The following is a 20495-nucleotide window of genomic DNA, read 5'->3' on the forward strand; positions in this document are numbered from 1 at the left end:
CGCCGGCCGCCGGCGCGATGACGTTTGCGCTGCGCTAGGCCGTGTCTTTCTGGCGTTATCTGCTATCCTCATGTCAAGTATGACATGCCTTTGGAGCGCTCGGCAATAACCCACGATGACCTCTCCGATGATCGACGATTCTGATATGCTGAAACGATGGATGATGGTGCTTAAGCGGCGCGCAACGTGACCGGGACCAATCCCGCAAGGCGCTTTCTCCCCTTCGCGATGACGTTGGGGACGCGGGAGCTGGCGGCGCGCAAGGCGGCGCTGCGGCGGATGGCCGCCGTCCAGCTACCGGGCGTCGCTCGCGCGCCGGAATACGACCCGTTGCCGGTCATGTTGCCGGGTGGGTTAGCCGCGCGGCTCGGGCGAGCCCTTTGCCGCCGGGCAGCGCTCCTGGGGGGTGCGATCGACGATCTATACTCCGTTCGCAGCCTCGTTGCGGCGGGCACCGTATCGGCGGCCACGCTGTCGGCGGCCGATGGCTGGCTGCGACAGATGGTTGGCGATGCGGGGCTCGTCGCACCACGGCTGGCGCTCTACGCCGCCGACCTCGCGATCGACGCCGTGGGTGGCGCTGTAGTGCTCCGCGACCATGTCGATATCGTGCCTGGACTCGGCCATGCGATCGCGCTGCGCCGCTTTACCGGGGCAGCGATGCCCGAACTGGTGCGGTCGGTCACGTTGGTCGGGCGGGGGCCGGTGATCGAACGCTGGCGGGAAGACCTCGCGCACTGGGCGGGCGGCGGCCTTGTCGCGCTGTTGGAGGGCGAGGCAGAAAGCGCTGCGGATGATGGGGCCGATGCCGCGCTGCTAGCCCGGGCGATCGGCGCGCCACGGTTGCGACCTGCGGATCTGGACTGTTTCGGCGAGGCGCCCGAATTCCGTACGCTCACGGGCAGCCGGCCCGTGCGGCTGCTGATCCGGCGTATGGCGGCATCGGCGATCGATCCGCTGGAGCAGGGCGGCAACCCAGCAGCCGGCATTGCCGGGGTGTTGGGTGCGCTCCGGCGCCAGCAACTGGCGATGCTCAATGCGCCGGGAAGCGGGGTCATCAACGAGCCAGCCATCGCCGCCAGTATCGAGGTGGCTATCGGCGCGGCGCACGAGGCGGCATTCGGTGAGCCGATGATGTTGTGTGCCGGGGCTGGGGCAGATCTGCCGATCGTCCCCCTGGCGCCTGAGTCGGACAGTGCGGCGATGGGAGAGGCTGCATGTGTGCTGCGCCTGTTCGCGCTGCACTGTGGCTCGACCGGCTGGGTTGCGTTGCCCGGCGGGCTGGGCCTCGCACAGGGACCGGACGGGATGACGCACATGAAAGACGTCTGGGTGGTCGATCGCGGCGAGGACGCGGAAATGCCACGCCTGCCTGTCCGCGGCGCGGTCAGCCTCGCGCGGGCGGCGACCTCGGTCTTGCCGAGCCGTGCCGCGGACGATCTGTTCTGGCTCGGCCGTGCGGTCGAACGGCTGGAGGCGGCGGGGCGCCTCTGCGCGCTGGCGCAGAGCGGATTGGCGGAGTCAAGCGCACTGCCGCATGAACAGTTTCAGCGCGAGCTGCTCCTCAGGTGCCTGGCACGCCAGCAATTGATCTCCCCCGATCTCGCAGGGCGCAACGTTACCGCGCGGCAATTGCGCGAGGCGATCAGGGGCGAGGCGGTGTTCGCACCGCTGATTGAGGCGGTGCGCCGACTTCTTGCGGCAACGTCCGACCGGTTCAGCCCGACGATGCTGGCCACGATCGAGGGCGCGCTGGAACGGGTGCTGGCCGCGCGGGCAGCCGGCCTCGTGAAGCTAGTGCCGGCCATCTTCGGATTCGCCGCCACTTGTGCCGGCGTGATCGGCGAGGACGCGGCGCGGGACGGAGCACTCCTGTTCGCAACGCTCGGCCAGCGTCTGGAACGGCTGTTCGGGCTGGCGGGCAGTTTCGCGATCCTGCTCGAAGAGGAAGGCGGGCGGCTGGCTGCGGGGGCTTCGCTGGCGATCGAACTGATCGATGCGGGGATGACCTGCGAGCAGCGCTACGGCGGCATCCCCGAACCCGATACGGCGCTTCGGTTGCTACTGGCAGATCCGGCCTATCCGCGCAGCCTGCTTTTCCAGGCGATCGCACTGGCCGAGGGCTTCGAGCGGCTGGACGCGGCGGCCGAAGCGGCGGAGGCCAGAGCCATCGGCGTCGCGCTGAAGGCTGCGGCGGGTTCGGCGTCGCCGCGAACGGCATTGGCGGCCGTCGAGGCGCGGGCGGCGGATCTCTCCAGCGCGCTGACGGGGCGCCTGTTCGCGCCGCCGGCGAGCTGCCAGCATCGTGATGGAGCAGCACCAGCGTGATCTACGACCTGACCCATCGCACGCTTTATAAATACTCCGAACCTAGCCTGTTTGCGCGGCATCTCTTGCATCTGCTGCCGCGTACCCGTTCCGGGCAGCATGTGCGGGAGGCGTGTCTGAGGATCCTGCCGGTGCCGGATTTCCGTTTCGAGGAGATCGATTATTTTGGCAATGCGCTGACGACGATCGTGCTTGTCGCTCCACACGATATGCTCGAAATTACGCTTCGGGCCGTGATCGAGGTCGAGGCGCCGGCGGCGAGGAACGCCACGGCTGCGGGCGGAAGGGCGTGTGGCGCAACGGCGGCAGAGATTGCGGAGTTTTCGGTGACGACGGCGCTGACCCGCGCGGATGCAGCGATTGCAGCCTTTGCGCACGACGCTGCGGCAGGGCGGGGCGATGCGTTCGGCGTCGGGCTGGCCATGATGCAGGCGATCCATGAACGCTTCACCTATCGTCCGGGCGTGACCTCGGTGGCGACCACGGCGGCAGCGGCGCTGGCGCGCCGCGAAGGCGTCTGTCAGGATTATGCCCACGTCATGCTGGCGGCGCTGCGTGTGCTCGGCTTGCCGTGCCGCTACGTCTCCGGCTGGCTGCGCTCGGGTGAGGCGACGCGAGGGGCGGAACAAAGCCATGCCTGGGTCTCGCTGTGGACCGGTCCCGGACGCGGCTGGGTGGATTTCGACCCGACCAATAACATCGTGGTGGGGTGCGAGCACGCGACCCTCGCCTGGGGGCGGGATTTCGACGATGTCAGCCCGGTGCGCGGTGTCATTCGGGGCGGCGGGCAGCATATCCCGACCGTCGAAGTGGCCATGCAGCCGCGCACTTCCAGCTGATGTCGAGCCTCCTCGCGGCGAGACCGGACGGCGCGGCCGATCCATACAATGACTCACCCGATGCCGCGAATGCCCGAACGCACCACCTGCGCCCTCGCTCCCGCTGGCGGTTTCGCGCTACACTTCGTGCCCTGGCCCTTCCATCACCGCGGAAGCGCGTTCTGGCGGGTTGAGCGAGAAAACAATGACCGAACCGACAGACCATCGTGACGGCGTCGCCTTCCCGCAGGAGCGGGCCGTGCCGGGCAATGCCCGATTTTGAGCACCGCGCGCACCTCCCGCACATCCGTCCAGCGGATCATTCCACCGCGCCGCGCCTATAACCAATGGGTCGCTGATGACACGATGGAGGATTATGCGCTGCGCTTCACGGCGTCCCATGCCCGGCGCTGGTCAGCCTTTCGCGTCGGCAATACCGCCCTCGGTGCGATTTCCTTCCTCGCCTGCGAGGCGATCGGCGGCGCGATCACGCTGAGCTTCGGGTTCGACAACGCGATCGCGGCGATTCTAGCGGTCGGAATAGTGATGTTCATCCTCGGCCTGCCGATCTGCCTGTACGCCACACGCTATGGTGTCGATGTGGATCTGCTCACCCGTGGCGCGGGCTTCGGCTATATCGGCTCGACGGTCACCTCGCTGATCTATGCTTCGTTTACCTTCATCCTGTTCGCGATCGAGGCCAGCATCATGTCGGTCGCGATTAATCAAGTGCTCGGCATCCCGCCGTGGTTTGCCAACGTGATGAGCGCCCTCATTGTCGTCCCGATCGCCTTTTTCGGCTTTCGTGCGATCAGCCGGCTCCAGGTCTGGACCCAGCCGCTCTGGTTGTTGCTCCAGTTCGGCCCGCTAGTCTGGTTCGCCTGGCGGCAGACATCCCTGTTCGGGGGCTGGCGCGATTTCGCAGGCATCGGTGCCGGACATGAGCTTGGGCACGGGCTTGCGCTGATCCCGTTCGGCATGGCCGCATCGGTCTTGCTCTCGCTCCTGCCCCAAATTGGCGAGCAGGTGGATTATCTGCGCTTCCTGCCAGAACGTAGCGACACCGGAACGTTTCGCTGGTGGAGCACCATGCTGCTCGCCGGCCCGGGCTGGGTCGTGATCGGCTGCGCCAAGCTGGCTGCGGGCTCCTTCCTCGCCTATCTCGCCGTGACCCATGGAATCGAGGCAACTGAGGCAACCCAGCCGGCAACGCTCTATCATCTCGCCTTTCTCGACATCACCGGGCATAGGGCGCTGGCTGGCGCCCTGACGCTGGTCTTCGTCGTCACCTGCCAGATCAAGATCAACGTCACCAACGCCTATGCCGGCTCGATCGCCTGGTCGAATTTTTTCTCCCGGCTCACCCATAGCCATCCGGGCCGCGTGGTCTGGATGATCTTCAACGTGCTGCTCGCCCTGCTGTTGATGGAAATCGGCATCTTCCGGATAATCGACAGCATCCTAGGCCTCTACGCGAATTTCGCGATCGGCTGGATGGGCACGCTTGCTGCCGACCTGATGATCAACAAACCGCTCGGTTTCAGCCCACCGGGGATCGAGTTCAAGCGGGCACACCTGTTCGATGTGAACCCTGTCGGCATCGGCGCAATGGGGCTGTCGGTTCTCACCTCCACCGTCATGGGTCTCGGCGGGTTCGGCGCCGCCGCCCACGCGCTGGCCCCCTTCGCCGGCCTCGTTGTCGCCCTCGTTGCCGCCCCCGCGATCGCCATCGCCACGCGCGGCCGCACCTATATCGCCCGTACGTCTGCGGCGGACGATGCCACGCCGTCACCGCGGCGCTGCATCGTCTGCGAAAACCCATTCGAGGCGCCGGACATGGCGCATTGCCCGGCCTATGGCGGCGAGATCTGCTCGCTCTGCTGCTCGCTCGATGCCCGCTGCCACGACATGTGCAAACCGGCCGCGCCCTGGCAGACCCTCCTTAGCACGCGCGTGCGCGCCGCCGCCGCAAGCGTCTTACCCGCTCCGGTAGCCGACCGGATCGACCGTCGCATCACCTCGTTCCTCGCCGTCTTCGCCCTGCTCACGCTTGCGACCGGGGCGCTCCTGCTGCTGATCGGCCTGGAATACCGTGCGATCGACCCGGCAGAGCGCGAGACCATCGCGACCACGCTCTGGATCGTCTTCCTCGCTCTTTTCATCATTGCCGGCGTGATCGCCTGGGTGCTGGTCCTGGCGCAGGCGAGCCGCCGCGCCGCCGAGGCCGAGAGCGCGCGCCAGACCTCGATGCTGATGGACGAGATCGCCGCGCACGAACGCACGGACGCCGCACTCCAGGCCGCGAAGGAGGCGGCAGAGTCCGCGAACATCGCCAAAAGTCGCTATATGGTCGGTGTCATCCACGAGATTCGCGCGCCGCTGAATGCGATCTCCGGCTATGCCCAGCTGCTGGAGCGCGCCGGCACGCTCGACCCGCAGGACGCCGCCCGCATTATCCGCCGCAGCGCTGAGCATCTTTCCAATCTCGTCGACGGGCTGCTCGATATTTCCAAGATCGAGACCGGCTCGCTGCAGCTCCACCGCGACCGCATCAATCTCGCCGAGTTCCTCGACCAGATTGTCGACATGTTCCGCCTCCAGGCCGCGGCGAAAGGGATCGCCTTCATCGACGACCGGCCCTCGTTGTTGCCTCGACTCGTCCATACCGATGCGAACCGGCTGCGCCAGATCCTGCTGAACCTGCTGTCGAACGCAATCAAATACACTGCCTCCGGCCATGTCCGCCTCCGACTCCGCATCCGCAGCCAGGTTGCCATCTTCGAGATCGAGGATACTGGCTGCGGCATTCGCGCCGAGGACATCGACCGGATCTTCGAGCCGTTCGAGCGCGGGCATCTTCCGGCGGCGCATGTGGTTGCCGGCACAGGGCTCGGCCTGACCATCAGCAAGCTGCTTGCCAACGTCCTCGGCGGCGAGATCACCGTGACCAGCATCGAGGGGCAGGGTAGCCGGTTCCGGTTGCGGCTGATGTTGTCCGAGGCTGAAGCCGGCGATGTGTTTGCCCCCGCCGACCGGCGCATCGCCGGCTATCGCGGCCCGCGCCGCACGATCCTGCTCGTCGACGACGACCAGGCCCATGTCGAACTCATGCACGAAATCCTCGATCCGCTCGACTTCGCAGTTTTTGCCGAGCCAGATGGCGCGCGCGGCCTGTCGCGTGCGCGCGCCATCGTACCGGACCTCGCGATTCTCGATGTCTCGATGCCGGGCATGTCAGGCTGGGAGCTTGCGTCCCGCCTTCGCGAGGACGCCATGGGCAGGGAGATGCCGATCATCATGCTCTCGGGCAACCTGCACGAACTGCCCGCCGCGGCCGCCTGTGCTACCGCTCATGATGCCTTTCTGGCCAAGCCGCTGGATATCCGCGCCCTCCACGAGACCATCGGCCACCTGCTCCGTATCGAATGGATCGAGGCGCCCACCGAAGCGGAAGCGCCTTCGGAGCCGGTGATGCGTGCTCCTCCGGCGACACCGCCTCCCGCCGCAGCACCGGCGGTGGCTCCGGAACCGCTCGCGGCGGGGGATCTGCGCGACCTTCTCGAACTCGGCCGGATTGGCTATCTCACCGGCCTTGAGGAAAAGCTGGCCGAAATTGCGCGGAAGGATCCAGACCGCGCCGGGACGGTCGCCTATCTCGGGGCGCTGGTCGGCGATTTCGCCCTCACCCGCTTCACCACACTGATCGAGGCATGGCTTGAGGATGCGGAGAACGATGCCGGAGCCTGACAGCATCAAGCGCCGCGATACGGTTCTGATCGTGGACGATTCGCCGGAAACGCTGGGGTTCGTTCGCAGGGCGGTCGAGGCCGCCGGCATGGCGGCTCTGGTCGCGACCGACGGCGCCAGTGCGCTGCGGCTGTTGCACCGGATCACCCCCGATCTGATCCTGCTCGATGCGGTCATGCCCGGGCTCGATGGTTTCGAGACGTGCCGCCAGATAAAGACGGACGCGGTTCTCGCGCCGCTGCCGGTGATCTTCATGACCGGCCTGGCCGATACCGGCGATGTCGTGCGCGGGCTCGAAGCCGGCGGTGTCGACTATGTCACCAAACCGATCGTGGTCGACGAACTTCTTGCCCGCGTGCGCGTGCATCTCGAAAATGCGCGGACGGCGCGCCGCGCGCGATCCGCACTCGATGCAACCGGCCGCTTTCTCATCGCGGTCGATCGGGAAGGCAAGCTGATCTGGTGCACGCCGCAGGCCGAGCCGCTGCTCGCGGGCGCCGATCCGGCGCGCGGTGCGGCGGGGTTCGTACTGCCGCCCCCGCTGGTGCGGCTGCTCGCCGAACCGCATGCGGCCCCGCTCGGTGAAACCATGCTGGCCGTCGGGGACAGGACCGTCTCGATATCGTATCTGAGTCGCACCGCGCCCGACGAGTTCCTGTTCCGCATGAAGGAAACCGGCTCCGGGCAGGACGAGGCATTCCTGCGTGACTATCTCTCGCTGACAATGCGCGAGGCCGAGGTGCTGATCTGGATCGCGCGCGGCAAGTCCAACCGCGACATCAGCGACATTCTCGGTATCAGCCCGCGCACGGTGAACAAGCATCTCGAACAGATCTTCACTAAGCTCGGCGTGGAGAACCGAGCCTCCGCCGCGGCAACCGCCGTGCACGCGATGAGCCGCTGAACACCCAAGCGTTGGCCGCGCTTCAGATGTTCACCAGATGCGCGACGTCGTCGGCCTTCTCCTCGCTCGTGCTTCCCTCGCGTATGATCTGGCCGCGCTGCATCACCGCGAAACGGTCGGCGAAACCCCAGGCGAAATCGAGATACTGCTCGACGATGACGATCGTCACGCCGAGCTGGTCGCGGATCCGCCTGAGCGCCTCCTCGATCTGCTGGACGATGTTCGGCTGGATCCCCTCCGTCGGCTCGTCGAGCAGCAGCAGCTTCGGCTGCCCGGCAAGTGCCCGCCCGATCGCAAGCTGCTGCTGTTCACCACCGGAGAGAAGCCCCGCCTTGCGCGAGGCGATGGTCGCGAGCTTGGGGAACATGTCGAACACATAGTCGGGCACGCGTCGGCTGGGGTCCGGGCGGCCATCCAGCGCGGCGAGGCCGGTCGCGATGTTCTCGGCGACGGTGAGCTGCGGGAATACATGCCGCCCCTGCGGCACGAAGCCTATGCCCGCCCGCGCGCGCAGATGCGGCGCCGCTGTCGTGATCTCGGTGCCGCCGAAGCTGATCCGGCCCGAGATGCTCTTCTTGATACCGACGATCGTCTTGAGCAACGTTGTCTTCCCTACACCGTTGCGGCCGACCAGCGCGAGGGCGCCGCCATCCGGCACGGCGAGATCGACGTCCCAGAGCACCTGCGAGCGGCCATAGGCAGCACTCACCCGATCAAGCGTGAGCAGCATCCTTCGCCCTCCCCAGATAGACTGCCTCGACCTCCTTGTCGGCGCGGATGTCGGAAACGCTGCCCTCCCGCAATATCCTGCCTTGATGCAGCACCGTCACCGGGCCGTCCAGTGCCTCAACGAAGCTCATGTCGTGGTCGATCACCACCACCGCATGCCGCCCGGCAAGCGAGCGGATCAGCGCCGCCGTCCGCGCGGTATCGTTCCTGCCCATGCCCGCGGTCGGCTCGTCGAGCAGCAACAGGTCGGCGTTCGTCGCCATGACCATGGCGATCTCGAGCCATTGCATCTCGCCATGCGCGAGACTGCCGGCGGCAACGGTGGCGCGGTCGGCGAGGCCGACCCGTTCGAGGATGTCCGCGACGCGTGCCGTCTCGTCCGGCGGCACGCGTGAGGAGAGGCTCTGCCACAAGCCGCGATCTCGGCGCGCCGACACAAGCAGGTTTTCCGCGACGCTGAGATTGGGCAGCACCCCGGGAGCCTGGAACTTGCGGCAGATTCCGCGACGGACGATCTCGTGCTCCGGCAGATCGGTAATCGCCTTATCCTTGAACAGGATCCGCCCGGCGGTTGCCCGCACGCGGCCGATGATCGTATCGCACAGTGTCGACTTGCCGGCGCCATTCGGTCCGATCAGGATCCGCAGCTCGCCCGGTTCCACCACGAAGTTGACATTGTCGAGGGCCAGAAATCCGTCGAAATCGACGCTCACGCCCTCGACGCGGAGCAGGGGAGGTGGACGCATCACCATCTCGTTTCACTCCGCGTTGCGCGGGCGCAGGAGGGCCAGCCCAAGCCGGCGCCAGCCAGTTGCCAGTCCTCGCAGCTGCACGAGACCCGCGATCCCCTCGGGCAGAAAGGTTACGACCAGCACGAACATCAGCCCGAGCGCATAGAGCCAGGCGGATGGGAGCGCGCTACTGATCTCGTCCTTGGCGAAATTCACCAGCAGCGTGCCGGCGACCGCTCCCCACAGCGCGCCTCGGCCGCCGACCGCGACCCAGACGACCATCTCGATCGAAGGGATCACGCCAACCATCGCCGGCGAAATCACACCGGCCGCAAGGGTGAACAGGGCGCCCGCGAGCCCTGCGAGCATGCCGGCGATGGTGAAGGCAAGGACTTTGTAGGGTGTTGGGTCGTAGCCGAGGAATCGCACCCGGTTCTCGCCGTCCCGCGTGGCCCGGAGCACGGCGCCGAACCGGCTCGCCATCAGCCAGCGAAGCAGCAGGTAGGAGGCGATCGTCGATCCAAGCGTGACGTAGTAGAGCCCGACGCCGAACCCGTTGGAGTTGGTGCTGAAGCCGAACAGCCGCGAGAAATTGGTCAGCCCGTTGAACCCTCCGGTCAGAGATTGCTGGCTGACCAGCAGCGTCGAGAAGGCGAGCGCCAGCGCCTGGGTGATCAGCGCGAAATAAACGCCGCCCACCCGCCGGCGGAACACGAGCCAGGAGAATGCGGCAGCGACAAGGCCCGGCACCGCGATTACCGCGATCACCGAGACCAGCGCCGAGCGGAATGGCACCCACGCCAGCGGCAGGGTGGCGATCCCGCTCCAGACCATAAAGTCCGGCAGGTCGTTCGCCGCGTGCCCGGCGAGCTTGAGATGCATCGCCAGCATGTAGCCGCCGAGACCGAAGAACACGCCCTGTCCCAGGCTGAGAACGCCGCCCTGGCCCCAGATCAGCCCGATTCCGAGGGCGAGGATCGAATAGGCGAGGAAGCGCGCGAGCAGTGTCAGCGAATAGGACGAGACGAGTGAGGGTGCCGCCAGGCCGAACGCCACGACGGCGAGGCCGATGAGCAGCGGGGTGCGCGCCCCCGGATCGGCCAGACGCGTGCGGATGGTTTCGATGATCATGGCATCCCCCTCAGCTTTCCAGCGCGCGCGAGCGGATCGCGATTACGCCCTGCGGCCGCACCTGGAGGAACAGGATGACGAAGACCAGGATGAGCACCTGCGCAACGCTGACATCGACGAAGATCTGCGCCAGTGCAGAGATCATGCCCACCATGAAGGCCGCGATCGTGGTGCCGGTCAGGCTGCCGAGGCCGCCGAGAATGACGACGAGAAAGGCCGGTACGATATAGCTTTGCCCCACCGTCGGCGTGACCGGGCCGAGCAGGGCCAGCACTACGCCTGCCATGCCGGCGATGCCGGTACCAAGGGCGAACACCATGAGGTCGATCCGCCTCGCGTCGATCCCCGTCGCACTCGCGACCGGCCGGTCCTGGTTGACCGCGCGGACATACAGCCCGAGCCGCGTCTTCGTCAGCAGCAGCGCGATGCCGCCGAGCACGGCCGCGGTCAGAGCGAGGATGAAGAGCCGTGCCTCCGGCACTGCGAGACCGGCGAGCGGGCCGTGCTGGATCCGGATTGCCTTGTCCAGCCAGCGCGGTGCGACCACCTCGACGCCGATGGCCCCGAACAGGCTGCGTGCCCCTTGCTGGAGGATCAGGCTGACACCCCAGGTCGCGAGCAGCGTATCGAGCGGGCGGCTCGACAGCCTGTGGATCACGCTCCACTCCAACAGGGCGCCGATCAGCGCCGCGCCCAGGAAAGCCACCGGCATCGCGACCAGGATTGCGAGCGGCCCGGGCACGACATGCAGCGTCAGATAGGCGAGATAGCCGCCCAGCATCAGCATTTCGCCATGTGCCATGTTGATCACCCGCATCAGCCCGAAACTCAGGGCGAGGCCGAGTGCCGCGAGCACGAAGAGCGAGGCGACCGAAATGCCGTTGAAAATCTGCCCCAGGAAGAATGCCGTCTCGGTCATGGTAGCGGTTCCGTCATCGGGATGACATCCGGTCCGGCCCGAGGGCGATCACCTGCTCCGGCCGGACCGTTATCAGGTCATGTCAGTGAAGCTTGCAGCTCTTGCCTGGGAAGGTGAGCGGATCGTAGGGCTGTGGCTCGATTTCTTTCGGCGAGCTCCAGACGATCTTGAATTGCCCGTCGGGCTTGAGCTCCCCGATATAGGCCTTCTGAACCATGCTCTGGTTCTGCGCGAACTTTACCTCGCCAAGCGGGCTGTTCATGAAACCGAGCTTCACCGCCGCGGCACGCACCTTGTTCGGATCGAAGCTCTTCGCCTTCTCCGCCGCCGCCGCCCAGATGTAGACGTCTTCGTAGCCATGGACCATCGGGTCGTCGACCACCTGGTCCTTGCCGAACTTCGCTTGGTAGGCCTTGATAAATGCCTGGTTCATCTGGTTCGGCAGGCTCATGTAGTAGTTCCACGCGGTGAAGCTGCCTGCGAGCAGGCTCGGCCCCATCGCCTTCGCTTCCGGCTCGGCGATCGAGAAACTCATGATCGGCAGTTTGTCGGTGCTGATGCCGGCGGCGTTGAGCTGCTTGAAGAAGCTGACATTGGAATCGCCGTTCAGCGTGTTGATGATGATATCGGGCTTGCTCTGCTCGATCTTGGCGATGACGCCGCTGAAATCGGTCCCGCCGAGCGGAACGTACTGCTCGCCGACGACCTTCAGCTTGTCGTGGATGATGTGCTTGCGCAGGATCAGGTTCGCCGTGCGCGGATACACATAGTCCGACCCGAGTAGGAAGTAGCGCTTGTAGCCCTTCTGTTCCGCCCAGGTCAGCGCGGGCAGCGCCTGCTGATTCGGCTGCGCCCCCGAATACATGATGTTGGGCGAGCACTCGTTCCCTTCGAACTGGACCGGGTACCACAGCAGGCTGTGGAATTTCTGGAAGACCGGCAGCATCGCCTTGCGGCTGGCCGAGGTCCATCCGCCGAAGACTGTCACCACGTGGTCCTGCTGGATAAGCTTGGTCGCCTTCTGGGCGAATGTTGCCGGCTCCGACGCCCCATCCTCCTTGATCACCGCGATCTTGTGTCCGAGCACGCCGCCTTTGGCATTGATCTGGTCGATCGCGAGAAGTTCCGCGTTCTCCAGCGGCACTTCGCTGATCGCCATCGTTCCGGAGAGCGATTGCAGAACGCCGACCTTCACCGTTGGTTCGGCGTGAGCGAGCGGCGCACACAGGGCAGTTCCGGCGAGCATGAGAAGGGATAGGCCCGCTTTTTTCAGACGCATCGATGATGACTCCCCACAGGGTATTTGTTCAGGGCGAAAACGTGGCAGAACGGTAGGCGTCATTCGTTGCCTCGCGGTATCGGGCATTTGACGTATGGCCGCCCCTTATCAGACCGGACGAATTTGCACCGTCGCCCGCCGGAGGGCGGTGCTGTAATTTCGAGCGATGTCGGGGAAAATGTTCGTGGGCTCCAACCTTGTTGCAGTATCGCCTGGCAGCGGTGCCGGTTCGGCAGGGGGGGAGTGTGTCTCCGGCGGCCGCCAACGTGCGATCAGCGCAGCGAGGATCGGCGTGACACGGAGGGCCGGAAAGACCGTGCTTGGTCGTCTCCATCAATCCGGGTCGCTGCGCCTCCGGCTGCCACGCGAAACATCGGCATCGGCGCCGACCGCGGTTCTGCTGAACACGGCGGGCGGCGTTGCCGGCGGCGACAGCCTTTCGCTGGATGTCGATTGTGGCGCTGCTACGTCCCTGACTGTCACTACCCAGGGTGCGGAACGCCTCTACCGTGCGCTGCCCTCGGACCCTGCATCGCGCATCGTCACGAGCATTAACCTTGCGGACGGAGCCTGCTGCGACTTCCTTCCTCAGGAGACGATCCTGTTCGACCGTTGTTCACTCGATCGGCAACTGGTGATCAACATGACAGGCTCTGCCCGCTTTCTCGGCATCGAGGCGATCATTTTTGGCCGGGCAGCGATGGGCGAGACGGTGCAGACCGCCAGGCTGCGGGATTCGATCACCCTGACACGCGACGGCGTGCTGCGATTTCACGAGGTTTTCCGGCCGCCCGGGCAGGTCGCCGCCTGGCGCCAACGGCCGACCGCCCTCGGCGGCGCGACGGCGATGGCAACGATCTTGCTAGCCTGTCCGGACGCGGGCGAGCGTCTTGTCCCCTTGCGCGATGCGCTGGCATCGTTTCAGCTGGGTGCAAGCGCCTGGGACGGGCTGCTCGTGGGCCGGATCGTTGCGGCGGATGGCGCCGAACTGCGGCGTGCCCTGCTCGCATCGATGGGCGTGCTGCGGCAGGGCCGGGCGATGCCGCGGGTCTGGTCGTGCTGAAGGGAGAGAACGGTGAACCTGACTCCACGTGAGAAAGACAAGCTGCTGGTGGCGATGGCTGCCGAGGTCGCCCGACGGCGCCTGGCAAGGGGCGTCAAGCTGAACCACCCGGAGGCGGTTGCCCTGATTACCGATTTTATCGTCGAGGGTGCGCGTGACGGAAGCAGCGTTTCGGCGCTGATGGAGGAAGGCGCGCATGTCGTCACCCACGCACAGGTCATGGAGGGTGTCGCCGAGATGATTCACGACGTCCAGGTCGAGGCGACGTTTCCCGATGGCACCAAGCTCGTCACCGTCCACCGGCCGATTCGCTAACGCGTCAACCGGTCGGCCAGGGACGCACCGCTTATCAACATGAAAGCGTGCCGTATCCGGTCCGGCGGGATCGGAAAGGGCGCGAGGAGAACAGGATGATTCCCGGAGAAATCATTTGCGCCGATGAAGAGATCGTCCTGAACGACGGGCTCGAGGGGATCGCGCTCGATGTCGCGAACACCGGCGACCGGCCGATACAGGTCGGCAGCCACTACCATTTCGCCGAAGCCAATGCGGCCCTGCGGTTCGATCGCGCGGCGGCGAGAGGCCGCAGGCTCGACATTCCGGCCGGCACCGCGATCCGTTTCGAGCCTGGCCAGAGCCGGCAGGTGGTGCTGATTCCGCTCCGGGGCGCCCGCCGTGTTGTCGGGTTCCGGGGCCATGTCATGGGAGACCTCGACTGATGGCACGTCTCCCGCGCTCAGCCTATGCCGATATGTTCGGCCCAACCGTCGGCGACCGCGTCAGGCTCGCGGATACCGAACTCTTCGCCGAGGTCGAACGCGATTTCACGGTCTATGGCGAGGAGGTGAAATTCGGCGGCGGCAAGGTCATCCGCGACGGCATGGGGCAGTCGCAGCGCGCGCAGGCAGATGGCGCCGCCGACACCGTCATCACCAACGCCCTCATCATCGATCACTGGGGGATCGTGAAGGCCGATATCGGCATCCGTGACGGCCGGATCAGCGGCATCGGCAAGGCTGGCAATCCCGACATCCAGCCGGCCGTCACCATCGTGATCGGACCGGGCACCGAGATCATCGCCGGCGAAGGCAAGATCGTGACCGCCGGCGGCATCGATGCGCACATCCATTTCATCTGTCCGCAGCAGGTCGAGGAGGCGCTCGCTTCCGGCATCACCACCATGCTTGGGGGCGGCACCGGTCCGGCGACCGGCACTGCCGCGACCACCTGCACGCCAGGGCCTTTCCACCTTGCGCGGATGTTGCAGGCGAGCGAGGGATTGCCCGTCAATCTCGGCTTTGCCGGCAAGGGCAATGCGTCGGCCCCGGCGGCGCTTGAGGAAATGATTCGCGCCGGCGCCTGCGCGCTGAAGCTGCACGAGGACTGGGGCACGACCCCGGCGGCGATCGACACCTGCCTTTCGGTCGCGGATCGCCACGACGTGCAGGTGATGATCCATACCGACACACTGAACGAGAGTGGCTTCGTTGAGGACACGATCGCGGCCTTCAAGGGGCGGACGATCCACGCCTTCCACACCGAGGGCGCGGGCGGCGGACATGCGCCGGACATCATCAGGGTCGCCGGCTTTTCCAACGTCCTGCCCAGTTCGACGAACCCGACGCGCCCCTACACCGTCAACACGATCGACGAACATCTCGATATGCTGATGGTCTGTCATCATCTTGACGCCTCGATCCCCGAGGATCTGGCCTTTGCCGAGAGTCGCATCCGGCGGGAGACGATCGCCGCAGAGGATATTCTGCACGACCTCGGCGCGCTGTCGATGATGGCCTCGGACAGCCAGGCGATGGGCAGGGTCGGCGAGGTGATCACGCGCACCTGGCAGACCGCCCACAAGATGAAAGTCCAGCGCGGCAAGCTTGCAATCGGCGACGAGGCAAGCGATGCCGCCGCCGACAACGCGCGGATCCGCCGCTACGTCGCCAAATACACGATCAACCCGGCCATAGCGCATGGGCTGTCGCGCGAGGTCGGCTCCGTCGAGGTCGGCAAGCTCGCCGATCTCGTCATCTGGTCGCCTGCGTTTTTCGGTGTGAAACCCGATCTGGTGATCAAGGGAGGGGTGATCGCGATGGCGATGATGGGCGATCCGAACGCCTCCATACCCACGCCGCAGCCGGTGCATGCGCGCCCGATGTTCGGTGCGTTCGGTCGCACCCTTGCCGCGACATGCGTGACCTTTGTCTCCGCGGCGGCGTTCGAGGACGGCATCGGCTCGCGACTCGGCCTGTCGCGCATGGTTCGCCCGGTTGCGAATGTCCGCGGCGGCATATCCAAGGCCTCGATGATCCTGAACGGGGCCACCCCGCTGATCGAGGTCGACCCCGAGACCTATGACGTCCGCGCCGATGGCGAATTGCTCACATGCGAACCCGCCGCGGTCTTGCCGATGGCGCAACGGTATTTCCTGTTCTGATGCGCGCGCAACGAGTGATCCGGGCCGGTGGATGGCTAGGCGACAGCGCTACCGACAGCGTGACCCTCGATTATGACCGCCGTCACCGCCGGCGTCTGGCGCTGACCACCGATGGCGGGCGCAACCTTCTGCTAGACCTCGCGGAAGCCACCCATCTGCGAGATGGCGATGGTCTGGACTGCGGCGATAAGGGGATCGTGCGGGTCATTGCCGCACCCGAGTCGCTGATCGGCATCGCCGCGCCCCCAGCCCTGCTGATCCGTATCGCGTGGCATCTCGGCAACCGGCATCTCGATGTTGCCTTTCAGCCCGGCGACGAATGCGGTTCGCTCCTGATTCGCGACGATCACGTGATCGGTGATATGGTCCGCCGGCTCGGCGCGACGGTAACTCCCGTCACCGCCCCGTTCGACCCCGAGTCAGGGGCCTATGACGGGCATCATCATTGACGACCAGCGGCGGCATAGGGTCAGGCGGGCTGATTCGCCTGCTGACGCTGTTGTCGCCGGCCTTCCCGATCGGCGGCTTCGCCTATTCGCACGGCCTCGAACAGGCGATCGACGCAGGCGACATCGCGAATGACGCCCAGCTCACGGACTGGCTGGCGGCAATGCTGACCGAGGGCGGCGGGCGGAACGATGCGATCCTGCTCCGCTTGTCGTATCGGGCGGTGGCCGGCGATCCCTCCGGCGCCGACCTCGCGGCGATTGCACTGCTCGCCCGGGCCATCGCCCCCTCCGCGGAACTGGCGCTCGAAACCCTGCAGCAGGGTGATGCCTTTGCCATCGCCGCGTCACCCTGGATGCCCGCTGCGCTTGCCCGGCAGCTCCGCGATCTGCGCCCGCTCGCCTACCCGGTCGCCTTCGGCACGGTCGCCGGGGCACAGGATTTCGGCGAGGACACCGCCGTTGCCGGCTATCTGCATGCCTGGAGCGCCGGGCTGGTCTCCGCCGGCGTGCGGCTCATCCCGCTGGGCCAAACCGCCGGGCTGGCCCTGCAATCGAGGCTTGAGGCGATCATCCTGGAAGTTGCCGCGGCAACTTGCGACGCCTCCCCGGACGATCTCTGGAGCGCCTGTCCGCGTGCGGACATTGCCTCCATGCAACACGAAACAACACACACGAGGCTTTTCCGCACATGACAAGACATGGACCCTTGCGCGTCGGCATCGGTGGCCCGGTCGGTTCCGGCAAGACCGCGCTGATGGACGCTCTTTGCCGGGCCTTCCGCGATCGCTTCGAGATCGCTGCGATCACCAACGACATTTACACGCGCGAGGATGCGGAGTTCCTCACGCGCGCCGGCTCGCTGGTTCCCGAGCGAATCATGGGCATCGAGACCGGCGGCTGCCCGCACACCGCCATCCGGGAGGATGCCAGCATCAATCTTGCCGGTTGTGCCGAGCTTTCCCGCCGGTTCCCGGGGCTTGATCTGCTGCTGATCGAGTCCGGCGGCGACAATCTTGCCGCAACCTTCAGCCCCGAACTTGCTGACATCACGATCTACGTGATCGATGTTTCCGCGGGCGACAAGATTCCGCGCAAGGGCGGTCCTGGCATCACCCGCAGCGACTTGCTGGTGATCAACAAGATTGATCTCGCGCCGCTGGTTGGAGCCAGCCTCGAGGTGATGGACCGCGATGCCCGGCGCATGCGTGGCGATCGTCCGTTCGTGTTCACGAACATCAAGGCAGGAAACGGCGTCGACGCCGTCGTCTCCTTCATCGTGAACGCTGGCGGCCTCGACGGCCGGAAGCAGGACTGGCAACACGATACGCCCCCCGACTAGCCGCCGTGGACGACCAGTTTCCGACAGGATCGGTCATGATCCAGTCACCACGCACATGCTGTGCAGATCGAAGGAACGAGTGGATGAACGATGCCAAAACCGCCCTCGGGCGCAAGATATTGCAGATCAAGAAGGCCAAGGGCTTGAGCTGGACGGAGATTGCCGCGCGGCTCGGCCATTCGCCCGTCTGGGTCTGCGCAGCCTGTATGGGCCAGATGTCCATGACCGCCGAGACCGCCGAAAAGGCGGCAATGCTGTTCGGTCTCGATCCTGAGGAGGCCGCGCTGCTGGCAGAAATTCCTTATCGCGGGTCGCTGCCGACTGAGGTCCCGACCGATCCGCTGATCTATCGCTTTTACGAGCTGGTTTCGGTCTACGGGACAAGCTGGAAGGAATTGATCCAGGAAGAGTTCGGCGATGGCATCATGAGCGCGATCGACTTCGACATGGCGATCGAACGCCAGCCCGACCAGAAAGGCGACCGCGTGAAGGTTACAATGAGCGGGAAATTTCTTCCCTACAAGCGATACTAAGCCCTGTGGGTATCGAACTAAGCCGCTGACGCGGTAGTTGCGTCTGAAGCAGCGGCTTTCCTGACGTGGTCTGGCGCGAGGCTCTGGACTCACCTGATCCATGATGTGACGGCGAGGACGAGGCAGATGCCTGCGAGGAAGTTTCGTGCGGTTTTGTCGTAGCGTGTGGCGATGGCGTCGAAGGGCGGAATGGCACGCTGACGGTGATGCGGTTCGGTCAGTTGGTTATCGACCAGGGCGAGCTTGTGCTGCTTCGCTTTGCGGCGAAGGAGGTAAAGAACGGGCGGCGTCTCGAATGCGAATTGCCGTCGCACCTGCTGCCGCACTTTCGCTACTACGTCGACGAGATCCTGCCCTTGATGGGCGGAGCCCAACCCGGGCCCTCGTTCTGGCGAAACGTCGACGGCTCACCGTTCGAGTATGCCGGGATCATGCAGATGTTCCGCCGCCTGACCGCCCGGGAACTTGGGCAAGCATTCGCCCCCCACGCCGCGCGCAGCGGAATGTCGACCGCGCTGGCCGCGATCGCACCCGACCAGCCCGGCCTTGCGGCTTCGGTGCTCGGGTCGTCCGAGCAGGTCGTCGAGCGGCATTATCTCAAGGCGACCATGCTTGAGGCCTCACGTCAGGCCAATGCGGCGCTGGAGGCCGAGCGGGAGGAGCTCAGGCTGCGTGCCCGCACCCTGCTCGCGCGGAGGAGGGGGACTCACATATAGGCGCCATAAAATATCAATATAATCATATATTTATATAGATATATGTCTGTATTTATGCTATATTATTCATGCAGACATCCTTGCATCGCAACCCTGACGCACCCGCGTGGACTATACCACGCGGGGCGGTTCCGTCTGCCTGACCGGCACGATCATCCATGCCGGTGCGTCTCGGGCTGATGCTTTCTGGAAACTGAACATGACCACAACAACGCTGATCCAGGCGCTGCGTGCTGATGCGCGCGCGAAGCTGGAGCTCGTCCATACGCTGGACGATCTCTACAACGCGACCGCGGTGCTGGCCGAGCTCATCGGCCTCATGCGCACGGCGCCTGAAGACCGCCCCCATGCCGCGGCGGGAGATGATCCCGAGCGGCTCCTGGCCGGCGACCTTCTGATGCTGGACACGGCGCGCGCGGATCTCGTCGCGCGTCTCGATGCCCATGGCCGCGCCCTCACGGCCGGCCTGTTCGGCGCCCATCAGGCGGCCGACCAGACCTGACTGCAGCCCCACCCTGCACAACGCGGGGTGGGGTTTTTGGCTTTCTGGCGGACGTTAATCGCACCATCCCCAAAAATTTTTCGCATTTATCCCTTTGATAAAGACAATCCCTGTATTGATCTGTCATTGCTAAATAGCACTACGGAGATGCGAAGGATTATTCGTCTCGTAGAGGGCATCTACGATGATGACCTTGAGAATGATGAGGATAGGGGCTCATTTGGCTGGTGGATTTGGCCGAATGGGGAATTGGAAGAGTGTCCAGACGCGGGCACCCATGTCGATCTTACGTGGGAGGAACTGGATCAGGACTTCGAAATCGTTGGCAAATGAAAATCTCAATCCACGGAGGAATTCTACGGAATCCGTAACCAGAGTTCTTCCCAGCGCCTTTAGCGGCTCCGTCACCACCGCTTTCGCCACTATGCCCTCGATCACCACCTGCTTAACGTCAGCTAGACGAACCTCGATCCGACCTTGGTTTTTGAGTGTGGCTGCTACATATTGCCAATTTTGCTGATCACGGACGTGTGATGCTTATTAACCTTATCTACTGCCACTAGTCTCGCGGCGTGTCGCCATCACAACGCCCGCAGAATACGCCGTCATGGCATGCCTTCAGTCAGACCACGCGCAGCTTAAAGATGTCCGAACGGTCCCATAAAATTGTGATCCGGAGAGCATTATCGGAGTTTGGGACAAATTTGTGGGCAAATCTTGCCGAAAAAGGGAAAAATTATTAAATATCAAGATAATAAAAAGCGGGTCTGGCGGAGAGGGTGGGATTCGAACCCACGGTACCCGTGAAGGCACAACGGTTTTCGAGACCGTCCCAATCGACCACTCTGGCACCTCTCCGCGGTCGGG

19 protein-coding genes and 1 tRNA gene are annotated in these 20495 nt (G+C 65.0%); 14 read left to right on the forward strand and 6 right to left on the reverse strand.

All coding sequences use genetic code 11. From position 1 onward, the window contains the following. The first annotated feature begins 186 nt into the window (after positions 1-186). From B7Z76_RS12065 to B7Z76_RS12080, 4 genes are all read left to right on the forward strand, one after another. Positions 187-2328 (forward strand): circularly permuted type 2 ATP-grasp protein, encoded by a 2142-nt coding sequence (locus tag B7Z76_RS12065; RefSeq protein ID WP_174503971.1) that lies wholly within the window; start codon positions 187-189, stop codon positions 2326-2328. Then, positions 2325-3167, forward strand: a complete 843-nt coding sequence (locus B7Z76_RS12070; protein WP_174503972.1) for a transglutaminase family protein — start codon at positions 2325-2327, stop codon at positions 3165-3167. The genes B7Z76_RS12065 and B7Z76_RS12070 overlap by 4 nt, the downstream gene beginning before the upstream one ends. A gap of 258 nt (positions 3168-3425) precedes the next feature. Then, a complete protein-coding gene (locus B7Z76_RS12075; RefSeq protein ID WP_291344184.1) occupies positions 3426-6893 on the forward strand; it encodes an ATP-binding protein in 3468 nt (1155 codons plus the stop codon). Then, positions 6880-7797 (forward strand): response regulator, encoded by a 918-nt coding sequence (locus B7Z76_RS12080; protein WP_291344185.1) that lies wholly within the window; start codon positions 6880-6882, stop codon positions 7795-7797. The genes B7Z76_RS12075 and B7Z76_RS12080 overlap by 14 nt, the downstream gene beginning before the upstream one ends. A 22-nt stretch (positions 7798-7819) precedes the next feature. Here the strand turns inward: B7Z76_RS12080 and urtE are convergent, their stop codons facing one another. The 5 genes from urtE to urtA all read right to left on the reverse strand — a co-directional run bounded on the left by urtE (position 7820) and on the right by urtA (position 12586). Then, positions 7820-8527 (reverse strand): urea ABC transporter ATP-binding subunit UrtE, encoded by a 708-nt coding sequence (gene urtE, locus B7Z76_RS12085; protein ID WP_174503974.1) that lies wholly within the window; start codon positions 8525-8527, stop codon positions 7820-7822. Continuing rightward, positions 8511-9272, reverse strand: coding sequence for an urea ABC transporter ATP-binding protein UrtD (gene urtD / locus B7Z76_RS12090; RefSeq protein WP_174503975.1), 762 nt, complete (start codon positions 9270-9272; stop codon positions 8511-8513). The genes urtE and urtD overlap by 17 nt, the downstream gene beginning before the upstream one ends. 12 nt (positions 9273-9284) lie before the next feature. Then, the gene (gene urtC / locus B7Z76_RS12095) at positions 9285-10388 is read right to left on the reverse strand and encodes an urea ABC transporter permease subunit UrtC (protein WP_174503976.1); all 1104 of its coding nucleotides are present in this window, start codon (positions 10386-10388) and stop codon (positions 9285-9287) included. Positions 10389-10398: 10 nt separating this feature from the next. Next, the gene (gene urtB, locus B7Z76_RS12100; RefSeq protein ID WP_174503977.1) at positions 10399-11307 is read right to left on the reverse strand and encodes an urea ABC transporter permease subunit UrtB; all 909 of its coding nucleotides are present in this window, start codon (positions 11305-11307) and stop codon (positions 10399-10401) included. An 82-nt stretch (positions 11308-11389) separates the two neighbouring features. Further along, positions 11390-12586, reverse strand: a complete 1197-nt coding sequence (gene urtA / locus B7Z76_RS12105) for an urea ABC transporter substrate-binding protein (protein ID WP_174503978.1) — start codon at positions 12584-12586, stop codon at positions 11390-11392. Positions 12587-12878: 292 nt separating this feature from the next. Here urtA and B7Z76_RS12110 point away from each other — a divergent pair, with 292 nt between their 5' ends. The 10 genes from B7Z76_RS12110 (at position 12879) to B7Z76_RS12155 (ending at position 19628) form a co-directional block, all read left to right on the forward strand. After that, entirely contained in the window at positions 12879-13649 is a 771-nt protein-coding gene (locus tag B7Z76_RS12110) for an urease accessory protein UreD (RefSeq protein ID WP_291344190.1), read from the forward strand. A 12-nt stretch (positions 13650-13661) separates the two neighbouring features. Continuing rightward, positions 13662-13964, forward strand: coding sequence for an urease subunit gamma (locus B7Z76_RS12115; RefSeq protein WP_174503980.1), 303 nt, complete (start codon positions 13662-13664; stop codon positions 13962-13964). Positions 13965-14059: 95 nt separating this feature from the next. After that, positions 14060-14368: an urease subunit beta gene (locus tag B7Z76_RS12120; protein WP_241419521.1), complete on the forward strand. Its 309-nt coding sequence runs from the start codon at positions 14060-14062 to the stop codon at positions 14366-14368. Further along, positions 14368-16089, forward strand: a complete 1722-nt coding sequence (gene ureC, locus B7Z76_RS12125; RefSeq protein WP_174503982.1) for an urease subunit alpha — start codon at positions 14368-14370, stop codon at positions 16087-16089. The genes B7Z76_RS12120 and ureC overlap by 1 nt, the downstream gene beginning before the upstream one ends. Next, positions 16089-16538 (forward strand): urease accessory protein UreE, encoded by a 450-nt coding sequence (locus B7Z76_RS12130; protein WP_291344195.1) that lies wholly within the window; start codon positions 16089-16091, stop codon positions 16536-16538. The genes ureC and B7Z76_RS12130 overlap by 1 nt, the downstream gene beginning before the upstream one ends. Beyond that, the gene (locus tag B7Z76_RS12135) at positions 16535-17230 is read left to right on the forward strand and encodes an urease accessory protein UreF (RefSeq protein WP_174503984.1); all 696 of its coding nucleotides are present in this window, start codon (positions 16535-16537) and stop codon (positions 17228-17230) included. The genes B7Z76_RS12130 and B7Z76_RS12135 overlap by 4 nt, the downstream gene beginning before the upstream one ends. Next, positions 17227-17877, forward strand: a complete 651-nt coding sequence (gene ureG, locus B7Z76_RS12140; protein WP_174504887.1) for an urease accessory protein UreG — start codon at positions 17227-17229, stop codon at positions 17875-17877. The genes B7Z76_RS12135 and ureG overlap by 4 nt, the downstream gene beginning before the upstream one ends. Before the next feature lie 83 nt (positions 17878-17960). Further along, complete coding sequence (cynS, locus tag B7Z76_RS12145; RefSeq protein ID WP_174503985.1) at positions 17961-18410, forward strand: cyanase; 450 nt, start codon at positions 17961-17963, stop codon at positions 18408-18410. Positions 18411-18616: 206 nt separating this feature from the next. Further along, positions 18617-19126 (forward strand): hypothetical protein, encoded by a 510-nt coding sequence (locus tag B7Z76_RS12150; protein WP_291344197.1) that lies wholly within the window; start codon positions 18617-18619, stop codon positions 19124-19126. Between the two features lie 199 nt (positions 19127-19325). Further along, entirely contained in the window at positions 19326-19628 is a 303-nt protein-coding gene (locus B7Z76_RS12155) for a hypothetical protein (RefSeq protein WP_174503988.1), read from the forward strand. Between the two features lie 768 nt (positions 19629-20396). Here the strand turns inward: B7Z76_RS12155 and B7Z76_RS12160 are convergent. Continuing rightward, a tRNA-Ser gene (locus B7Z76_RS12160) sits at positions 20397-20486 on the reverse strand. Between the last annotated feature and the right edge of the window lie 9 nt (positions 20487-20495).

Source organism: Acidiphilium sp. 20-67-58 (assembly GCF_002255515.1).
Taxonomy (GTDB): Bacteria; Pseudomonadota; Alphaproteobacteria; order Acetobacterales; family Acetobacteraceae; genus Acidiphilium.

Coding starts and splice junctions, on each gene's coding strand:
- B7Z76_RS12080 (WP_291344185.1), top strand. CDS start 6,880: ATGCCGGAGCCTGACAGCATCAAGCGCCGCGATACGGTTCTGATCGTG.
- urtE (WP_174503974.1), bottom strand. CDS start 8,527: ATGCTGCTCACGCTTGATCGGGTGAGTGCTGCCTATGGCCGCTCGCAG.
- urtD (WP_174503975.1), bottom strand. CDS start 9,272: ATGCGTCCACCTCCCCTGCTCCGCGTCGAGGGCGTGAGCGTCGATTTC.
- urtC (WP_174503976.1), bottom strand. CDS start 10,388: ATGATCATCGAAACCATCCGCACGCGTCTGGCCGATCCGGGGGCGCGC.
- urtB (WP_174503977.1), bottom strand. CDS start 11,307: ATGACCGAGACGGCATTCTTCCTGGGGCAGATTTTCAACGGCATTTCG.
- urtA (WP_174503978.1), bottom strand. CDS start 12,586: ATGCGTCTGAAAAAAGCGGGCCTATCCCTTCTCATGCTCGCCGGAACT.
- B7Z76_RS12120 (WP_241419521.1), top strand. CDS start 14,060: ATGATTCCCGGAGAAATCATTTGCGCCGATGAAGAGATCGTCCTGAAC.
- ureC (WP_174503982.1), top strand. CDS start 14,368: ATGGCACGTCTCCCGCGCTCAGCCTATGCCGATATGTTCGGCCCAACC.
- B7Z76_RS12130 (WP_291344195.1), top strand. CDS start 16,089: ATGCGCGCGCAACGAGTGATCCGGGCCGGTGGATGGCTAGGCGACAGC.
- ureG (WP_174504887.1), top strand. CDS start 17,227: ATGACAAGACATGGACCCTTGCGCGTCGGCATCGGTGGCCCGGTCGGT.
- cynS (WP_174503985.1), top strand. CDS start 17,961: ATGAACGATGCCAAAACCGCCCTCGGGCGCAAGATATTGCAGATCAAG.
- B7Z76_RS12150 (WP_291344197.1), top strand. CDS start 18,617: ATGCGGTTCGGTCAGTTGGTTATCGACCAGGGCGAGCTTGTGCTGCTT.
- B7Z76_RS12155 (WP_174503988.1), top strand. CDS start 19,326: ATGACCACAACAACGCTGATCCAGGCGCTGCGTGCTGATGCGCGCGCG.